This is a genomic window from Streptomyces sp. NPDC050732 (assembly GCF_040654255.1).
GTDB lineage: Bacteria > Actinomycetota > Actinomycetes > Streptomycetales > Streptomycetaceae > Streptomyces.
This window is the reverse complement of record NZ_JBFAHP010000031.1, coordinates 69,143-86,597: the sequence shown is the minus strand read 5'-3', so window position 1 is coordinate 86,597 and position 17,455 is coordinate 69,143. Positions and strand designations below refer to the sequence as shown.

The following is a 17,455-nucleotide window of genomic DNA, read 5'->3' as shown; positions in this document are numbered from 1 at the left end:
AGAGGGCCGGTGGCGCAGCGCTCAGCGCACCGACGTCAGATGGGCGAAGACCACCACGTTGCCCTGGTAGCCGGTCTGTTTCGAGTACTTCCCGCCGCAGGTGATGACCCGCAGCTCCGGCCGCGCCGCGGCGCCGTACACCTTCTGGTCCGGGAAGTCCTTGGCGTCGTACACCTCGTTCGCGTCGACCGTGAAGACGGCCACGCTGCCGTCCCTGCGCTCCACCTCGATCGTGCGGCCCTTCCGCAGCGCGCCCAGCTCGTAGAAGACGGCGGGACCCTCCTGGTTGTCGACGTGCCCCGCCACGATGGCGGTGCCGCGCTCGCCGGGCGTGGTGCCCGCCTCGTACCAGCCCGCGAGGTTCTTGCGCTCCGGCGGCGGTACGTCGAGGCTGCCCTGCCGGGTCAGGCCGAGCCCCATCAGAGGGGTGTCGACGCCGATCGAGGGGATCCGCACGCGGTCGGGCGGGGACGGCGGGAGCGGTGCGATGCCGGGGGCGCGGGAGGCGGCGGGCGGCTGGGGGCGGATGCCGGGGCCGGCCGACGCGGCCTGGGCGGCGGAGGGCTGCGGCGGCGGCTGTGTTCCGGCACCGCCGCTCAGCAGCCACGCCCCGGAGCAGAGCGCCACGGCGGTGACGGTCGCTATGACGGCGTTTCCGGTCTTCCTGCCGGTGCTCTTGCCGGTCTTGCTGCCGCTCTTGCTGCCGGTCTTCTTGCCGACAGCACAGCGTGTACGAAGTCGCGTACGAAGTCGTGTTCCGATGTGCATACGGCGGCCCCCTCGGGGTCGGGCGGTCCTGGCCCTCGTCCCCCTCCCCGCCCGCGGGGGGACACGGGCCGGGAGGGGGCAGGGGTGGCGGTACCGGTGGACAGCGGAGGGTGTCCGTCAGATCCTGTCGCCTCTCGCGCGGCGGTGCAGGAGCCAGGTACCGCCCGCGGCGGCGACGGCCAGGGCCGCCACTCCCGCCGCGGTCTGCACGGGGTCGGGACCGAGCGCGCCGCCGACCCCCGTCTTCACGTGTCCCTTGGGGAGCTGCCGGGGCCGGTCGCCGGCGGCCGCGGTGGAGGTGATCGTGACGACGAGATCGCCCGCGACCCGCTTGTCCTTCGTGCCGGAGCCGCCGGACCCGGAGCACGTCGCGACGATCTCGTACGTGCCGGGCTGGGCGGACGGCGGCACCTCGAACCGTCCGGCGGCGGCCTCACCGCCCTCCCGGCGCGTGCCGGGCGCCAGCGCGAACGTGCCCGCCCCCACCGCGCTCGCGTCGCCCGCCGCGGTCCCGCCCGAGCCGCAGGCGGCGGTGTGCACGGTGACGGTGGAACCGGGGGTGACGGTGGCGGGCCGGATCTCCAGGCCTCCGGCGGGCGGGCCGGGAGCGGCGGAGGCGGGGGCGGTCAGGGCGCCCGTGGCCACGACGAGAGCGGTGACGGTCAGCAGGCGGGCGTTGCGCATGTGCTCGTTCCTCCGAGGGGCCTACGCGCGAGCACGGCCCGCGGCACCCCCAAGTGCCGCTGCGTCGGTCGAACCCCGCTCTACCGAGGTAAGTGGCACTCGGCGGCACACGCCTCCTGATGAGGCATCAGAAAGTGGCAAGTTCGGCGGTTCCTGACGCAGCGAAGGACGCGTTCCAGCAGGTCACCGGCGTATCCGCGGAAAGTGTCCGAAGAGCGCGGGCCGCGCCTGTGAATGGGTGACCCGGCCCCCCGTCGGCCCTCACGCGGGCACGTCCTCCTGGGTCTCCTCGGTGGTCTCGCAGGACCCGGTGGCGCACGGGATCTTCTTCTCCACCAGGCGGCGCGGGCCGGGCCCGCGCGAGCCCAGCGTGTCCCACGTGTTCGACAGCGCGCACCGGGAGAGCGAGAGGCAGCCGCAGCCGATGCAGTCGGTGAGGTTGTCGCGCAGCCGCTGGAGGGTCCGTATCCGGGTGTCGAGGTCCTCGCGCCAGCACTCGGAGATCCTGGCCCAGTCCGCACGGTTCGGAGTGCGGTCCTCGGGGAGCAGGGCGAGCACGTCGCGGATCGTGGCGAGCGGCATGCCGAGCTGCTGCGACGTACGGATGAAGGCGACCCGGCGCAGGGTGTCGCGGCTGTAGCGGCGCTGGTTGCCCGTGGTGCGACGGGACGTGATGAGGCCTTCGCTCTCGTAGAACCGCAGGGCGGAGGGGGCGACGCCACTGCGCTCGGCGAGCTCGCCGATGGTGGCTTCCTTGGCTTTCGGCGTGAGGCGCTGGGTGGTTTTCGGCGTGAGGCGCTCGGTCATGCGGTCAGCGTAGTCATGCAACACCCCCGACCTGAACCATTGTTCAGCTCCACACCCTCTTCGCCGGACTTCTCGTCGGCTGTGCACAATCGGCGTATGGACGAGGAACCGAACGTGCGGGTGCTGACCATGCTGACCACGACGGACGCCGAGGACAAGGCGCGGGACCTCGCGGGCGGCGCGGTGCGGGCGCGCGTCGCGGCCTGCGCGCAGATCGCCGGACCCGTCACGTCCGTGTACCGGTGGGAGGGCGAGCTGGAGACCGCCCGCGAATGGCAGGTGCTGTTCAAGACGACGCCAGGCCGCTACGCCGCCCTGGAGGCATGGCTCCACGACGCCCACGACTACGACACCCCGGAGATCATCGCGACCCCCGTGGTGCGGGGCAGCGCGGCCTATCTGGAGTGGGTGGAGCAGGAGACCGCCGAGTGACTCCACGCGCCGCGGCTCGCGGCCGGGCTGCGACGTAACTCCCGCCCCACACGGCACCGTTCGCCCCACCTGAGCGAATTCGCAGCTCAAACGCGTATGCACCCGATCCAGTGATCCGAACCACTCGTGCGAGCGAGTTGGCGCGACTACGCTCCGTGAGCACCGCCAAGCTCTCCGTGTGCACCTGCTGGTGCGCGAGACGGTGCGCGAGCACCCTGTCCCAGAAGGAATCGCCCTATGCGAGTACGCCGTTCCCTGCCGGCCCTCATCGGTGCCATGGCCCTCGGCCTCGGCATGACCCTCGCGTCCTCGGCCTCCGCCGAGCCGGCGGCCGTCATGAACCCCTGCGGGTTCTACGAGACCCACACCGACGCCTACTACAACCACTGCACGAGCGACGGCTCGAAGGTCCTGATCGAGATCGACGACTGGGGCCCCAACACGACCAGGTGCGTGGGTCCGGGCGTCACCTGGATCGGCAAGGCCGGTGACGTGGACGGCGCCTGGTACATCGGCCGCACCTGCTGATCTCCGCCTCACCGTACGACCGCGGGCCCGGACCTCGACCCCGGGCCCGCCCCACCGCCTTACGCCCGCTCCACCCGCTCCAGCCGCACCGCGCACACCTTGAACTCCGGCATCCGCGACACGGGATCCAGCGCCGGATTCGTCAGGTTGTTGGCCCGCCCCTCGCCCGGCCAGTGGAACGGCATGAAGACCGTGTCGGCGCGGATCGCCGTCGTCACCCGGGCCGGAGCCACCGCGCGGCCCCGCCGGGAGACGACGGCGACCGGATCGTCCTCCCCGACCCCCAGACGCGCGGCGAGCCTCGGATGCAGCTCCACGAAGGGCCCCGGAGCGGCAGAGTTGAGCTCGTCGACGCGCCGCGTCTGGGCCCCGGACTGGTACTGCGAGAGCACCCGCCCCGTGGTCAGCAGCACCGGATACTCCGCGTCCGGCTCCTCCGCGGCATCCCGGTGCGCCACCGGCACGAAACGCGCCCGCCCGTCCTCGGTCGCGAACCGGTCGAGGAACAGCCGCGGCGTCCCGCGCCGCCGCTCCGTGTCCTCCTCCGGACACGGCCAGAACACTCCCTCCCCGTCGTCCTCCCGCAACCGCTCGTAGCTGATCCCCGAGTAGTCCGCGGGCCCGCCCGCGCTCGCCCGGCGCAACTCCTCGAAGACCTCCTCCGGTTCGGCGGGGAAGCCCTTCCCGTGGCCGAGGCGCTCCGCGAGCCCGTGCAGCACGTCCAGGTCGCTGCGCACCCCGGCCGGCGCGGACACGGCCTGCCGCCGCAGTAGCACCCTCCCCTCCAGGTTCGTCACCGTCCCGGTCTCCTCCGCCCACTGCGTCACCGGCAGCACCACGTCCGCGAGCCGAGCCGTCTCGGACAGCACCACGTCCGCCACCGCGAGGAAGTCGAGCGACCGCAGCCGCTCCTCCACATGCGCGGCCCGCGGCGCGGAGACCACCGGGTTGGAGCCCATCAGCAGCAGCGTCTTGATGTCCCCGCCCAACGCGTCCAGCAACTCGTACGCCGACCTGCCCGGCCCCGGCAAGGAGTCCGGGTCCACACCCCACACCCCCGCCACATGAGCCCGCGCCGCCGGATCGGTCAGCTTGCGGTAACCGGGCAACTGGTCCGCCTTCTGGCCATGTTCGCGCCCGCCCTGGCCGTTGCCCTGCCCCGTCAGGCAGCCGTACCCGGACAGCGGCCGCCCGGCGCGGCCGGTGGCGAGGCACAGGTTGATCCACGCCCCCACCGTGTCCGTGCCCTTGGACTGCTGCTCCGGCCCGCGCGCCGTGAGCACCATCGCGTTGTCGGCGTCGCAGAAGAGACGTACGGCCTCGCGCAGTTCGGGCACCGCCACGCCGGTGATCCGCTCGACGTGCTCCGGCCAGTGCGCCATCGCCGCCGCCCGCGCCTCCTCCCATCCGCTCGTCCGCTCCTCGATGTACGCCTCGTCCGTACGGCCCTCGGCCACGACCAGGTGTAGCAGCCCGAGCGCCAGAGCGAGGTCCGTGCCGGGCCTCGGCGCCAGGTGCAGGTCGGCCTGCTCGGCCGTCCGGGTCCGCCGGGGGTCCACGACGATCAGCGTGCCGCCGTTCGCCCTGAGCTCGGTCAGGTACCGCAGGGCGGGCGGCATCGTCTCCGCGAGGTTCGACCCGACGAGGATCACGCAGCCGGTGCGCGGGATGTCCGCCAGCGGGAACGGCAGCCCCCGGTCGAGCCCGAACGCCCGCTGTCCGGCCGCCGCGGCCGACGACATGCAGAACCGTCCGTTGTAGTCGATCTGCGACGTGCCGAGCGCCACCCTCGCGAACTTGCCCAGCGCGTACGCCTTCTCGTTGGTCAGGCCACCCCCGCCGAACACCCCGCACGCGTCCGCGCCGTGTTCCGCCCGCGTGCGCGTGAGCTCGTCGGCGATCCGGTCGAGGGCCTCCTCCCAGGTGGCCGGCGTGAGCCTGCCCGTGGCGTGGGACCGGACGAGGGGCTCGGTGAGACGCACCCGGGAGGAGAGCACGGCGGGAGCCGTGCGGCCCTTGCCGCACAGGGCCCCCTTGTTGACGGGGAACCCCGGCCGCTCGACGACCTCCACACCTTGGGGGCCGTTGATGAGGCCCATCCCGCATTGCAGCGCGCAGTACGGACAGTGGGTCGAAGTCGCCGTGGAGTGCATGGGGTCAGCGTGCGTCGGGCTTGTTACGTGCCCTGCGCCCGCGTGTTACGCGTGCGGTAACCCCGCCTCAGTCGTCCCCGCACCCCGCGGTGAGGCCTCCCCTCTTCCGCCGTCCCGCGCCCCGGCTTCTCGTCTGCCTGGATCTGATGGTTGCCGGGTGCGGGTTGCCTTTGGCCGGCCGCGCAGTTCCCGCCTCTGACGGGGCCCGCCGGCCCCCTCAGGGCGCGCGGTGTGTTGTCAGGGCTTGGGCTATGCCTGGTTCGTGGGGGCCCAGGAAGCGGGGGTCCGGGTGGAACGTCGCGTCCAGGGCGGCCTTGCCTGCCGCGAAGATCTCCCGGGCGCCGCCGTAGTACCAGGTGGCGTCGTGCTTGGCGTCCACCGCGACCCCGTACGACGAGACGCCCGCCGCGTCGCACAGCGCGACCGCTCTGCGTATGTGGAAGCCCTGGCTGATCAGCACCGCCCGGTCCACGCCGAAGATCTTCTTGGCGCGGACGCAGGAGTCCCAGGTGTCGAATCCGGCGTAGTCACTCACTATGCGGCGACCCGGCACGCCGTGCTCCTTGAGATAGGCGCGCATGGCGTCCGGCTCGTCGTACTCCTCGCGGCTGTTGTCGCCCGTGACGAGCACGACCTCTATGCGCCCCCTGCGGTACAACTCCGCCGCCGCGTCGAGCCGGTGCGCCAGATACGGCGACGGCTCGCCCTTCCACAGCCCGGCGCCGAAGACCACCGCGACCCGGGTGCGCGGCGCGTCCGCGACCGAGCCCACCTTGCCGTCCGTCGCCACGAACAGCCAGGTCGTGGGCAGCAGCGCCAGCACGCACAGCGCCATCACCGCCTGTACGGCACGCCGCTGCCCCTGCCGTGAGTGCGGCAGCCGCAGCCGCAGCCGCAGCCGTAGCCGCAGCCGCTGAGGCTTGCGCGGCCTGTCCCTGTCTTTTTCCATCGCTGATCCGCCCCCGTGCCCGCCGGATCTCCCCCGATCCGATCAATGCCACAACCGTAGACCGCCCCACCGACGACATCAGTGATCCGTGCCCCCGAAACACCCCCGAGAAGACCCCCGAGAACACCCCGACCCACCCCTGACCGCGCCCCGCCGCCCACCGTGAGCCCGCCGAAAACAGTCGTCACCGCCGCGCAACGCGCCCGCAATATCTCCCCGCCATCCTCGGTTCATGACGCCGTCGACCGCTCTTCGCGACGAGTCCGGCAGCACTCACCTCGACAGTACGGCGCAGATCATGGACCGCATCACCAGCCAGCTCGGCACCCAGCTCAGCCTCGTCTCACCCGACGGCAGCCGCCGCCCCGCACCGCGCCACGCCCCGCGTCCCGACCCCCGCCCCACGCTCGTCCTCGTCGCCCACGGCAGCCGCGACCCGCGCGCCCTCACCACCGTCACGGCCCTCGCCGAGCGCATCCGCGAGCAACGCCCCGGCCTCGCCGTCCGCCTGGGCCACATCGAGCTGAACGAGCCGCTGCTCACCGAGACCCTCGCGGCCCAGCGGTCCGGCTCCGCCGTGCTCGTGCCGCTGCTCCTCGGCCGCGGCCAGCACGTCAAGCGCGACGTGCCGGCGGCCGCCGCGGGCGCGCCCCACCTCGACACCCGCGTCGCCGCCCCGCTCGGCCCCCACCCGCTGCTCGCCGAGGCGCTGCACGCCCGGCTCGTCCAGGCCGGCTGGCCCGAGCGGCCCCGGGGCGCGGGCGCGCGGCGCAGGCACGCGGTGGTCCTCGCCGCAGCGGGCTCCCGCGACCCGGAGTCGGCCGCCGACACGGAGACCGCCGCCGGGCTGCTCGCCGAACGCCTGGGCGTCCCCGTCGTACCCGCCTACGCCGCGCCCACCCCGGCCTGCGCCCGCACCGTCCCGGAGGCGCTCGAAGCCCTGGCCGCGGACGGGCGGACGCGCACCGCCGTCGCCGCCTACTTCACCGCGCCGGGCCGCTTCGCCACCCAGGCCGCGGCCGCCGCGCCCTGGATCGCCGCGGCCCCCCTCGGCCCCCACCCGGCACTCGCCCGCCTCGTCCTGCACCGCTACGACCAGGCGCGCACCGCCCCGGCACCGGCCCGGCGGCGCCGCCTGACCAGCGTCTGAGGGAGGGGACGCGGAGGGCGGACGGCGGAGGCCGAATCCCAGGGGCCAGATCCCTGTTTGTCACTGCTTGCGTCTACTGTCGGTGCATGGAAGGCACAGCACCGAAGGCGCGACCCGAGGCCCGCACCCCCCCTGGCGTCCACGTCCACAGCGTCTACAGCGCCTACGACGACGCGGCCGTCGAGCGGTGGGCCGCCGAGCCCGACAAGAGGCCGGGCCGCACGGCCTTCCAGCGCGACCGCGCGCGCGTCCTGCACTCAGCGGCGCTGCGCCGCCTCGCCGGGAAGACCCAGGTCGTCACGCCCGGCACCAGGAGCCAGGCCTGGGACGCCAGCGCCCGCACCCGGCTGACGCACTCCCTGGAGTGCGCCCAGGTGGGCCGCGAGCTGGGCGCCGCCCTGGGCTGCGACCCCGACCTGGTCGAAATGGCCTGCCTCTCGCACGACCTCGGCCACCCCCCGTTCGGGCACAACGGCGAACAGGCGCTGAACGAAGTGGCGGCGGACTGCGGCGGCTTCGAGGGCAACGCCCAGTCGCTCAGGCTCCTCACCCGCATCGAGCCGAAGCGCTTCGTCCGCTCCGAATCCACTGGCGAACTCGTCAGTGTGGGCCTCAACCTCACCCGGGCCGCCCTCGACGCCGCCACCAAGTACCCCTGGCCGCGCGGCGCCCACCCCACCGACCCGGCATCCCCCAAATTCGGGGTCTACGAAGACGACCGGCCCGTCTTCGACTGGGTCCGCAAGGAGGCCCCGGGACAGCGCATCTGCTTCGAGGCGCAGATCATGGACTGGTCCGACGACGTCGCGTACTCGGTCCACGACTTCGAAGACGGCCTGCACGCGGGACACATCGATCCGAACGCGCTGCACGCCGAGCCCGAGCGCCAGGACATCTACGCCGTCGCCCTCGGGCGCTACGTCCCTTCGGACACCGACCCCGAAGAGCTCGCCCAGGCCCTCGACCGACTCCTGGACCAGGAGTGGTGGCCGCACGGATACGACGGATCGGCCGTCGCGCAGGCCCGGTTGAAGGACGCCACCAGCCAGCTCATCGGCCGCTTCTGCCTGGCCGCGGAGAGCGCCACCCGCGCGCGGTACGGCCCGGGCCCCCTCACGCGGTACACCGCCGAGCTCGTCGTCCCCCGCGCGGCACGACACGAATGCGCCGTACTGAAGGCCGTCGCCGATCGCTACGTGATGCAGCGCCCCGCCCAGGAGCGGCTCCGCGCGGACCAGCGCGTCGTCGTCGCCGAGCTCGCCGACGCGCTCACCACGCGCGCGCCCGACGGACTCGACCCGCAGTTCCGCGCGCTGTACGACGCGGCGCCCGACGACCGCGCCGCCCAGCGCGTCGTGGTCGACCAGATCGCGTCCCTCACCGACGCGGCGGCCCGCGCGCTGCACACCCGGCTGACGGCGGGACTGCGGTGAAACACGGTAAGTGACCATGGAGTGACCACAAGGCGTGACGAAATGTGGCCAGTCGAGGCCACGCCCCCTTCCCCCATCACGCTCTGTGCGGGACGCTCCCTGTTGCGGCGAGGCCGAAGGGCAACGCTGTGTTCTTCCGGGGGACACCCCCGGTACCCCGGGCAAGGAGGCATCAAGTGGTCGACGCGGATCAGACGTTCGTCATTGTCGGAGGAGGGCTGGCCGGCGCCAAGGCGGCCGAGACGCTCCGCTCCGAAGGGTTCACCGGCCGGGTGATCCTCATCGGCGACGAGCGGGACCACCCCTACGAGCGCCCGCCCCTGTCCAAGGGCTACCTCCTCGGCAAGGAGGAGCGCGACAGCGTCTTCGTGCACGAACCGGGGTGGTACGCGCAAGCGGACGTCGAACTGCACCTGGGCCAGACCGTCGTCGCCGTCGACCGCGAAGCGAAGGCCGTGCGCCTCGGCGACGGCACCGTCATCCGCTACGACAAGCTGCTCCTGGTCACCGGCGCCGAGCCGCGCCGCCTCGACGTCCCCGGCACCGACCTCGCGGGCGTCCACCACCTGCGCCGCCTCGCACACGCCGACCGGCTGCGGCACGTCCTCGCCGCCCTCGGCAGGGACAACGGCCACCTGGTGATCGCGGGCGCCGGCTGGATCGGCCTGGAGATCGCGGCGGCCGCCCGGGAGTACGGCGCGGAGGTCACCGTCGTCGAGCCCCAGCCGACGCCGCTGCACGCCGTCCTCGGCCCCGAGATCGGGCAGATGTTCGCCGACCTGCACGCCGAGCACGGCGTCCGCTTCCACTTCGGGGCCCGCCTCACCGAGATCGTCGGCCAGGACGGCATGGTCCTCGCCGCCCGCACCGACGACGGCGAGGAGCACCCGGCGCACGACGTGCTCGCCGCGATCGGCGCGGCCCCGCGCACGGCCCTCGCCGAGGCCGCAGGACTCGACCTGGTCGACCGCGCCGCGGGCGGCGGCATCGCCGTCGACGCGTCGCTGCGCACCTCCGACCCCGACATCCACGCCGCGGGCGACGTGGCCGCCGTCCGCCACGCGCTCTTCGACACGAGTCTGCGCGTGGAGCACTGGGCCAACGCCCTGAACGGCGGCCCCGCCGCGGCCCGCGCCATGCTCGGCCAGGACGTCACGTACGACCGCGTGCCCTACTTCTTCTCCGACCAGTACGACGTGGGCCTGGAGTACTCGGGCTGGGCGCCCCCGGGGACGTACGACCAAGTGGTGGTCCGCGGCGACACCGGCAAGCGCGAGTTCGTCGCCTTCTGGCTGCGCGAGGGGCGGGTCCTCGCGGGGATGAACGTGAATGTGTGGGACGTCACGGAGACCGTGCAGCAGCTCATCCGGCGGGGCGTCCGCCCGGACCCCGACGCACTCGCGGACCCGTCGACCCCCCTGGCGTCGCTCCTGACGTGACCGGCCGGGCGGGAGTGTCACAGGCGCGCCGTAGTATTCGTACGTGGCAGGCAGGATCAATGACGAGGACGTGAAGGCGGTTCGGGACGCGGTCCCGATCGACGCCGTGGTCTCCGACTACCTCCAGCTGCGCAACGCGGGGGGTGGAAACCTCAAGGGCCTGTGCCCCTTCCACGACGAGAAGTCACCGTCCTTCCAGGTCAGCCCGAGCAAGGGTCTCTTCCACTGCTTCGGCTGCCAGGAAGGCGGCGACACGATCGCCTTCGTGATGAAGATCGACCACCTCACGTTCTCCGAGACGGTCGAGCGCCTCGCCGCCCAGGCAGGCATCACGCTGCGTTACGAAGAGGGTGGGTACAACCCCTCGCACCAGCGCGGCGAGCGCATCCGCCTCGTCGAGGCCCACAAAATCGCCGCCCAGTTCTACGTGGACCAGCTGGAGAGCGCCGAGGCCGAGATCGGCCGCAAGTTCCTCGCCGAGCGCGGCTTCGACCAGGCCGCGGCCGCGCACTTCGGCGTGGGCTACAGCCCGGCCGGCTGGGACCACCTCACCCGCTATCTCCGCGGCAAGGGCTTCAGCGACAAGGAGCTGACCCTCTCCGGCCTCTCCCAGGAGGGCCGCCGCGGCCCCATCGACCGCTTCCGCGGCCGCCTCATGTGGCCGATCCGCGACATCGGCGGCGAAGTGGTCGGCTTCGGCGCCCGCAAGCTCCGCGACGACGACAACGGCCCGAAGTACCTGAACACGCCCGAGACGCCGATCTACAAGAAGTCCCAGGTCCTGTACGGAATCGATCTCGCCAAAAAGGAGATCGCCAAGTCCAGCCGCGCCGTCGTCGTCGAGGGCTACACGGACGTGATGGCCTGCCACCTCGCGGGCATCACCACCGCCATCGCGACCTGCGGCACGGCCTTCGGCGGCGACCACATCAAGATCCTCCGCCGCCTCCTGATGGACAACGGCTCGGCCCGGGTGATCTTCACCTTCGACGGCGACGCGGCCGGCCAGAAGGCGGCCCTGCGCGCCTTCGAGGACGACCAGAAGTTCGCCGCCGAGACGTACATCGCGATCGCCCCCGACGGCATGGACCCCTGCGACCTGCGCCTCGCCAAGGGCGACGGAGCCGTTGCCGACCTGGTCGAACCGCGTACGCCGCTCTTCGAGTTCGCCCTCCGCCAGATCGTCTCGCGCTACGACCTGGAGACCCCCGCGGGCCGCGCCGCCGCCCTGGACGAGGCCGCCCCCGTGGTGGCCCGCATCAAGAACAGCGGCGCGCAGCACGAGGTCGCCGTGCAGCTCGCCGGCATGCTCGGCATCCTCGACACGCAGTTCGTCGTCAAGCGCGTCGCACAGCTGGCCCGCTGGGCCCGCGACCGCGGCGGCAGGGGCCCGGCCCCGGCCCCGCAGCGCTCCTCCCCGGCGTACGAGTCCGCGCCCCAGGGCTTCAGCGGCCCCGCGCTCAACCTGCGCAGCCCCGCCCACCGCACCGAGCGCGAGCTGCTCAAACTGGCCCTGCAGTACCCGCAGTTGGTCTCCCCGGCCTTCGACGCGTACGGCCTGGACGAGTTCACCGCCCCGCCCTACGCCGCGGTGCGCCGCGCCATCGAGGAGGCGGGCGGCGCCGAGCAGGGCGCGCAGGACCCGCAGGAGTACCTCGTCCGCGTCCGGGACGCGGCGCCCGACGACGCGGTCCGCTCCATGGTCACCGAGCTCGCCGTCGAGGCGATCCTGCGCAAGACCGTCGACGAGATGTACGCGGGCATGCAGCTGGTCCAGGTCAGGCTGCGCGCCGTCGACCGCCGCATCCGGGACGTCCAGGGCAGCCTCGCCCGGCTCGGCGCGGGCGGCGACCCGCAGCATCTGGCGGCGGTCCAGAGCGAGTTGTGGGTCCTCCAGCAGTACGGCCAGGCGCTGCGCGAGCGGGGCGCCGAAGCGCTGTGAGGTAAGCCGCGCGCGCTCCGGGACGAGCCCCCGGGCGCTCCGGGGCGCCCCCGGTGGCCGTCGGGGGGTTCACCTCGGCGGCTGAGGGTTACCCGGCCGGTAACCACGCGGTTACGGACCGGACTCAAAAAGTCACCGCACGCCCCTCGTGGCGGCCGTGTGTCGTGCCCCACACTGGGTTCCGGTGCCTGAGTCCTCGGAGCGCGGCCGACCCGCAGACAGCGGGTCCGACACCCCCGCGGTTCCACACATCGTGTCCGGGACGGACAGCGGCGAGGCCGTCGTCCCTCTCCCGTTGCCGCACGCCTCAGCAGCGATCACCCTGGAGGTCGCCCCCGTGCAGACCCAGACCCTCACCCAAGCCGACACCGCCGCGCACGCGGATGCGGATACGAACGTCCTGGAGTCGGTCCCGCCGCAGAGCCGAGCCACCCGGCACCCGGAGGTGCAGGGCGAACCCGAAGCGGCGGAGCCCCAGGCGGTACAGGAAGCCCCGGAGGTCCCCGAGGCCCTGGAGCCCGAGACCCTCGACCTCCCCGCCCCCCGCAGCCGCGCCGACACCGGCGGCCCCTCGTCCGACCTGTTCCGCCAGTACCTGCGCGAGATCGGGCGGATACCCCTGCTCACCGCGGCCGAGGAGGTGGATCTTGCCCGCGCCGTGGAGGCCGGCCTCTTCGCCGAGGAGAAGCTGAGCAACACCCCCGACCTGGACTCCCAACTCGCCCTGGACCTCGACAAGCTGGTGGTCGTGGGCCGGATGGCGAAGCGCCGCCTCATCGAGGCCAACCTCCGCCTGGTCGTCTCCGTGGCCAAGAGGTACGTGGGCCGCGGCCTCACCATGCTCGACCTCGTCCAGGAGGGGAACCTCGGCCTGATCAGGGCGGTCGAGAAGTTCGACTACGCCCGGGGCTACAAGTTCTCGACATACGCGACCTGGTGGATCCGCCAGGCCATGTCCCGCGCCCTCGCGGACCAGGCCCGCACGATCCGCGTGCCCGTGCATGTCGTGGAGCTCATCAACCGTGTCGTGCGCGTCCAGCGCCGCATGCTCCAGGAGCGGGGGTACGAGCCCACGCCCGAAGAGGTCGCCGCCCACCTGGACCTGCCGCACGAGCGCGTCAGCGAGGTCCTGCGCCTGGCGCAGGAGCCCGTTTCGCTGCACGCCCCCGTCGGCGAGGAGGACGACGTCGCGCTCGGTGACCTCATCGAGGACGGCGACGCCACGAGCCCCGTGGAGTCGGCGGCGTTCCTGCTGCTGCGTGAGCACCTGGAGGCGGTCCTGTCCACGCTCGGTGAGCGGGAGCGCAAGGTGGTCCAGCTGCGCTACGGCCTCGCGGACGGCAGGCCCCGCACCCTGGAGGAGATCGGCCGCATCTTCGGCGTGACCCGTGAGCGCATCCGCCAGATCGAGTCCAAGACCCTCAACAAGCTCCGCGACCACGCGTTCGCGGACCAGTTGAGGGGCTACCTCGACTGAGGCAGCCCCTCGGGGGAGTCAGGGCACGCCCTAGTCCACCTCGGCCACGGCCTGCGCGAACTGAGCCGCATAGAGACGGGCATAGGCGCCGTCCGCCGCCAACAGGGCATCATGCGTGCCCTGTTCGACGATGGCTCCGTTCTCCATGACCAGGATCGTGTCGGCGTCACGGATCGTGGACAGCCGGTGCGCGATGACGAAGGACGTCCGCCCGTGCGCGAGACGGGCCATCGCCTTCTGGATGAGTACCTCCGTCCTCGTGTCGACGGAGCTCGTCGCCTCGTCGAGCACCAGGATCACCGGGTCGGAGAGGAACGCCCGCGCGATGGTGATGAGTTGCTTCTCGCCGGCGCTCACGCCCGTGCCGTCGTCGTCGATGACCGTGTCGTACCCGTCGGGGAGCGTGCGCACGAAACGGTCCGCGTGGGCGGCGCGCGCCGCCTCCTCGACCTCCTCGCGCGTGACGTCCTTCGTCGCGCCGTACGCGATGTTCTCCGCGATGGTGCCGCCGAACAGCCAGGTGTCCTGGAGCACCATGCCGATCCCGGACCGCAGTTCGTCCCGCGACATCCTCGCCACGTCGACGCCGTCGAGGGTGATGCGCCCGCCCGTCACTTCGTAGAACCGCATCAGCAGGTTGACCAGCGTCGTCTTGCCCGCGCCCGTCGGTCCGACGATGGCGACCGTGTGCCCCGGCTCGACGACCAGGGAGAGGTCCTCGATGAGCGGCTTGTCCGCGTCGTAGCGGAAGGACACGTGGTCCATCTCGACGCGCCCGCGCAGCTTCGCGGGCCGCTCGCCGGGCACCGGGTCGGCCTCCTGCTCCGCCGCGTCGAGGATGTCGAAGACCCGCTCGGCGGACGCCACACCCGACTGCACCAGGTTCGCCATCGAGGCGACCTGCGTGAGCGGCATCGAGAACTGCCGCGAGTACTGGATGAAGGCCTGCACGTCACCGATCGACAGCGACCCGGAGGCCACCCGGAGACCGCCCACCACGGCGACAAGGACGTAATTCAGGTTGGAGATGAAGAACATCAGCGGCTGCATGACGCCACTGTTGAACTGCGCCTTGAACCCGGCCTCGTACAGCTGCTCGTTCTGCTCGGCGAACGCCTTCGCCGACTCCTCCTGCCGCCCGAAGACCTTCACCAGGGTGTGCCCGGTGTACATCTCCTCGACGTGCGCGTTGAGCTTGCCGGTGGTCTTCCACTGCTGCACGAACTGGGGCTGCGACCGCTTGCCGACCTTCGTCGCCACGTAGAACGACAGCGGCACCGTGACGAGCGCCACCAGCGCGAGCAGCGGCGACACCCAGAACATCATCACCAGGACGCCGATGATGGTCAGCAGTGAGTTGATGAGCTGGCCCATCGTCTGCTGCAGCGTCTGGTTGATGTTGTCGAGGTCGTTCGTGGCGCGGCTGAGCACCTCGCCGCGCTGCCGCTTGTCGAAGTACGCCAGCGGGAGCCGCGACAGCTTCGCCTGTACGTCGCCGCGCAGCCGGAAGACGGTCCGGTTGATGGCGCGGTTCGAGAGCCGTGTCGCCACGGCCATCAGCAGGCCCGCCACCAGGAACGTGCCGAGGGCGAGCAGCAGGACCTCGCCCACCGCGCCGAAGTCGATGCCCTCGCCGGGGGTGAAGTCGACGCCGGAGAGCATGTCGGCCGTGCCGCCCTCGCCCCTGGCGCGCAGGCCGTCGAGGGCCTGTTCCTTCGTCGTTCCCTCGGGCATGTCGCGGCCGACGATGCCCGCGAAGAGCAGGTCGGTCGCGCGGCCGAGGATCTTCGGGCCGAGCACGGAGAGCGCGACGCTCAGGACGCCGGCCACGAGCATCCCGTACATCGTGGCGCGCTCGGACCTGAACTGCGCGAGCAGCCGCTTGCCCGAGCCCTTGAAGTCCATGGACCGGGAGTCGGGACCCATCATCGGTCCACCGATGCCAGGGGGCATTACGCGGCCTCCGCTTCCGTCAGCTGGGAGAGCACGATCTCCCGATAGGTCTCATTGGTCTCCATCAGCTCGTGATGGCGGCCCGTGCCCACGACCCGGCCCTCGTCGAGGACCACGATGCGGTCGGCGTCGCGGATGGTCGACACGCGCTGGGCGACGATGACGACGGTCGCCCCGGCGGTCTCCCGGCCGAGCGCGGACCGCAGCGCCGCATCGGTGGCGTAGTCGAGCGCGGAGAACGAGTCGTCGAAGAGGTAGATCTCCGGGCGCTGCACGAGGGTCCGCGCGATGGACAGGCGCTGGCGCTGGCCACCGGAGACGTTGGTGCCGCCCTGGGCGATCGGCGCGTCGAGCCCTTCCTCCAGGCCCTCGACGAACTCCTTGGCCTGGGCGACCTCCAGGGCGTGCCAGAGCTCCTCGTCGGTGGCGTCCGGATTGCCGTACCGCAGATTGCTCGCGACCGTCCCCGCGAACAGGTACGGCTTCTGCGGGACGAGGCTCACGGTCTTCGCGAGCAGTACGGGATCGATGGTGCCGACGTCCACGCCGCCGACCAGGACCTCGCCCTCCGTCGCGTCGATGAGCCGCGGCACGAGGCTGAGCAGCGTCGACTTGCCGCTGCCGGTCGACCCGATGACGGCGGTCGTCTCACCGGGGCGGGCCACCAGGTGGATCGACTTGAGGACGGGCTCCTCCGCACCGGGGTAGCGGAAGCCGGCGTCCCGGATCTCCAGGTGGCCGTGGCTGCGCAGCTCGCGCACCGGGGCGGCCGGCGGCACCACACTGCTGTCGGTGTCCAGGACCTCCTCGATGCGCTCGGCGCAGACCTCCGCGCGCGGCACCATCATGAACATGAAGGTGGCCATCATCACGGACATCACGATCTGCATCAGATACGTGAGGAACGCGGTGAGCGCGCCGATCTGCATGCCGCCGCTGTCGATGCGGTGCGCGCCGAACCACACCACCGCGATCGAGGAGACGTTCACGACGGTCATGACGATCGGGAACATCAGCGCGAGCAGCCTGCCGGTGCCGAGCGAGACGTCCGTCAGATCGGCATTGGCCTTCCGGAAGCGCTCCTTCTCGTACGCGTCCCTGACGAAGGCGCGGATGACGCGGTTGCCGGTGATCTGCTCGCGGAGGACCCGGTTCACGGTGTCGAGCCGCTCCTGCATGGTGCGGAACAGGGGCCGGAGCCGCCGCACGATCAGGCTGACGCTGATGCCGAGGACGGGCACGACGGCGACCAGGACGCCGGAGAGCGGCACGTCGAGGCCGAGCGCCATCACGATGCCGCCGACGCACATGATGGGCGCCGACACCATCAGCGTGAACGACATCAGGACCAGCATCTGCACCTGCTGGACGTCGTTGGTGGTCCGCGTGATCAGCGTCGGGGCGCCGAACTGGCCCACTTCGCGCGCGGAGAAGGACTGCACCCGGTCGAAGACGGCGGCCCGCACGTCACGGCCGAGGGCGGCGGCGGTCCGCGCGCCGTAGAAGACCGCGCCGACGTTGCAGACCATCTGCACCACGGTGACGCCGATCATGATGCCGCCGAAGGCGAGGATGTAGCCCGTGTCTCCCTTGACGACACCGTTGTCGATGATGTCGGCGTTCAGGCTGGGCAGGTAGAGAGCGGCGCAGGTCTGCAGGAACTGCAGGAGCACCAGCAGGGCGATGGGTTTCTGGTACGGACGCAGGTACGTCCGCAGGAGTCGTATGAGCACGCTCGGT

General features: G+C 72.0%; 14 protein-coding genes. 7 read left to right on the top strand and 7 right to left on the bottom strand.

Annotated features, from left to right (window positions below; genetic code table 11):
* Nucleotides 1–21: 21 nt before the first annotated feature.
* The 3 genes from AB0H82_RS26425 to soxR all read right to left on the bottom strand — a co-directional run bounded on the left by AB0H82_RS26425 (nt 22) and on the right by soxR (nt 2,259).
* A complete protein-coding gene (locus AB0H82_RS26425) occupies nt 22–768 on the bottom strand; it encodes a class F sortase (RefSeq protein WP_362996835.1) in 747 nt (248 codons plus the stop codon).
* A 117-nt stretch (nt 769–885) separates the two neighbouring features.
* Entirely contained in the window at nt 886–1,452 is a 567-nt protein-coding gene (locus tag AB0H82_RS26420; RefSeq protein WP_362996833.1) for a hypothetical protein, read from the bottom strand.
* Nucleotides 1,453–1,713: 261 nt separating this feature from the next.
* A complete protein-coding gene (gene soxR, locus AB0H82_RS26415; RefSeq protein ID WP_362996831.1) occupies nt 1,714–2,259 on the bottom strand; it encodes a redox-sensitive transcriptional activator SoxR in 546 nt (181 codons plus the stop codon).
* 96 nt (nt 2,260–2,355) lie between these two features.
* Here soxR and cutA point away from each other — a divergent pair, with 96 nt between their 5' ends.
* Together cutA and AB0H82_RS26405 are read left to right on the top strand one after the other, a co-directional pair.
* Complete coding sequence (cutA, locus tag AB0H82_RS26410) at nt 2,356–2,691, top strand: divalent-cation tolerance protein CutA (protein ID WP_362996829.1); 336 nt, start codon at nt 2,356–2,358, stop codon at nt 2,689–2,691.
* A gap of 237 nt (nt 2,692–2,928) precedes the next feature.
* The gene (locus AB0H82_RS26405; protein ID WP_362996827.1) at nt 2,929–3,219 is read left to right on the top strand and encodes a DUF6355 family natural product biosynthesis protein; all 291 of its coding nucleotides are present in this window, start codon (nt 2,929–2,931) and stop codon (nt 3,217–3,219) included.
* A 59-nt stretch (nt 3,220–3,278) separates the two neighbouring features.
* Here AB0H82_RS26405 and AB0H82_RS26400 read toward each other — a convergent pair whose 3' ends face one another.
* A complete protein-coding gene (locus AB0H82_RS26400; protein ID WP_362996825.1) occupies nt 3,279–5,372 on the bottom strand; it encodes a molybdopterin oxidoreductase family protein in 2,094 nt (697 codons plus the stop codon).
* A 217-nt stretch (nt 5,373–5,589) separates the two neighbouring features.
* Nucleotides 5,590–6,321, bottom strand: coding sequence for an ElyC/SanA/YdcF family protein (locus AB0H82_RS26395; protein WP_362996823.1), 732 nt, complete (start codon nt 6,319–6,321; stop codon nt 5,590–5,592).
* A 232-nt stretch (nt 6,322–6,553) separates the two neighbouring features.
* On the opposite strand from AB0H82_RS26395, the gene AB0H82_RS26390 reads away from it, so the two are divergent.
* The 5 genes from AB0H82_RS26390 to AB0H82_RS26370 all read left to right on the top strand — a co-directional run bounded on the left by AB0H82_RS26390 (nt 6,554) and on the right by AB0H82_RS26370 (nt 13,762).
* Nucleotides 6,554–7,471, top strand: coding sequence for a sirohydrochlorin chelatase (locus tag AB0H82_RS26390; RefSeq protein WP_362996821.1), 918 nt, complete (start codon nt 6,554–6,556; stop codon nt 7,469–7,471).
* Between the two features lie 86 nt (nt 7,472–7,557).
* Entirely contained in the window at nt 7,558–8,904 is a 1,347-nt protein-coding gene (locus tag AB0H82_RS26385; protein ID WP_362996819.1) for a deoxyguanosinetriphosphate triphosphohydrolase, read from the top strand.
* A gap of 176 nt (nt 8,905–9,080) precedes the next feature.
* Nucleotides 9,081–10,343, top strand: coding sequence for an FAD-dependent oxidoreductase (locus AB0H82_RS26380; protein WP_362996818.1), 1,263 nt, complete (start codon nt 9,081–9,083; stop codon nt 10,341–10,343).
* 43 nt (nt 10,344–10,386) lie between these two features.
* Entirely contained in the window at nt 10,387–12,285 is a 1,899-nt protein-coding gene (gene dnaG / locus AB0H82_RS26375; protein WP_362996816.1) for a DNA primase, read from the top strand.
* Nucleotides 12,286–12,469: 184 nt separating this feature from the next.
* Nucleotides 12,470–13,762 (top strand): RNA polymerase sigma factor, encoded by a 1,293-nt coding sequence (locus AB0H82_RS26370; protein WP_362996814.1) that lies wholly within the window; start codon nt 12,470–12,472, stop codon nt 13,760–13,762.
* Nucleotides 13,763–13,792: 30 nt separating this feature from the next.
* Here AB0H82_RS26370 and AB0H82_RS26365 read toward each other — a convergent pair whose 3' ends face one another.
* The gene (locus AB0H82_RS26365; RefSeq protein WP_362996877.1) at nt 13,793–15,691 is read right to left on the bottom strand and encodes an ABC transporter ATP-binding protein; all 1,899 of its coding nucleotides are present in this window, start codon (nt 15,689–15,691) and stop codon (nt 13,793–13,795) included.
* A 23-nt stretch (nt 15,692–15,714) separates the two neighbouring features.
* Nucleotides 15,715–17,448: an ABC transporter ATP-binding protein gene (locus AB0H82_RS26360; RefSeq protein WP_362996812.1), complete on the bottom strand. Its 1,734-nt coding sequence runs from the start codon at nt 17,446–17,448 to the stop codon at nt 15,715–15,717.
* Nucleotides 17,449–17,455 lie beyond the last annotated feature (7 nt).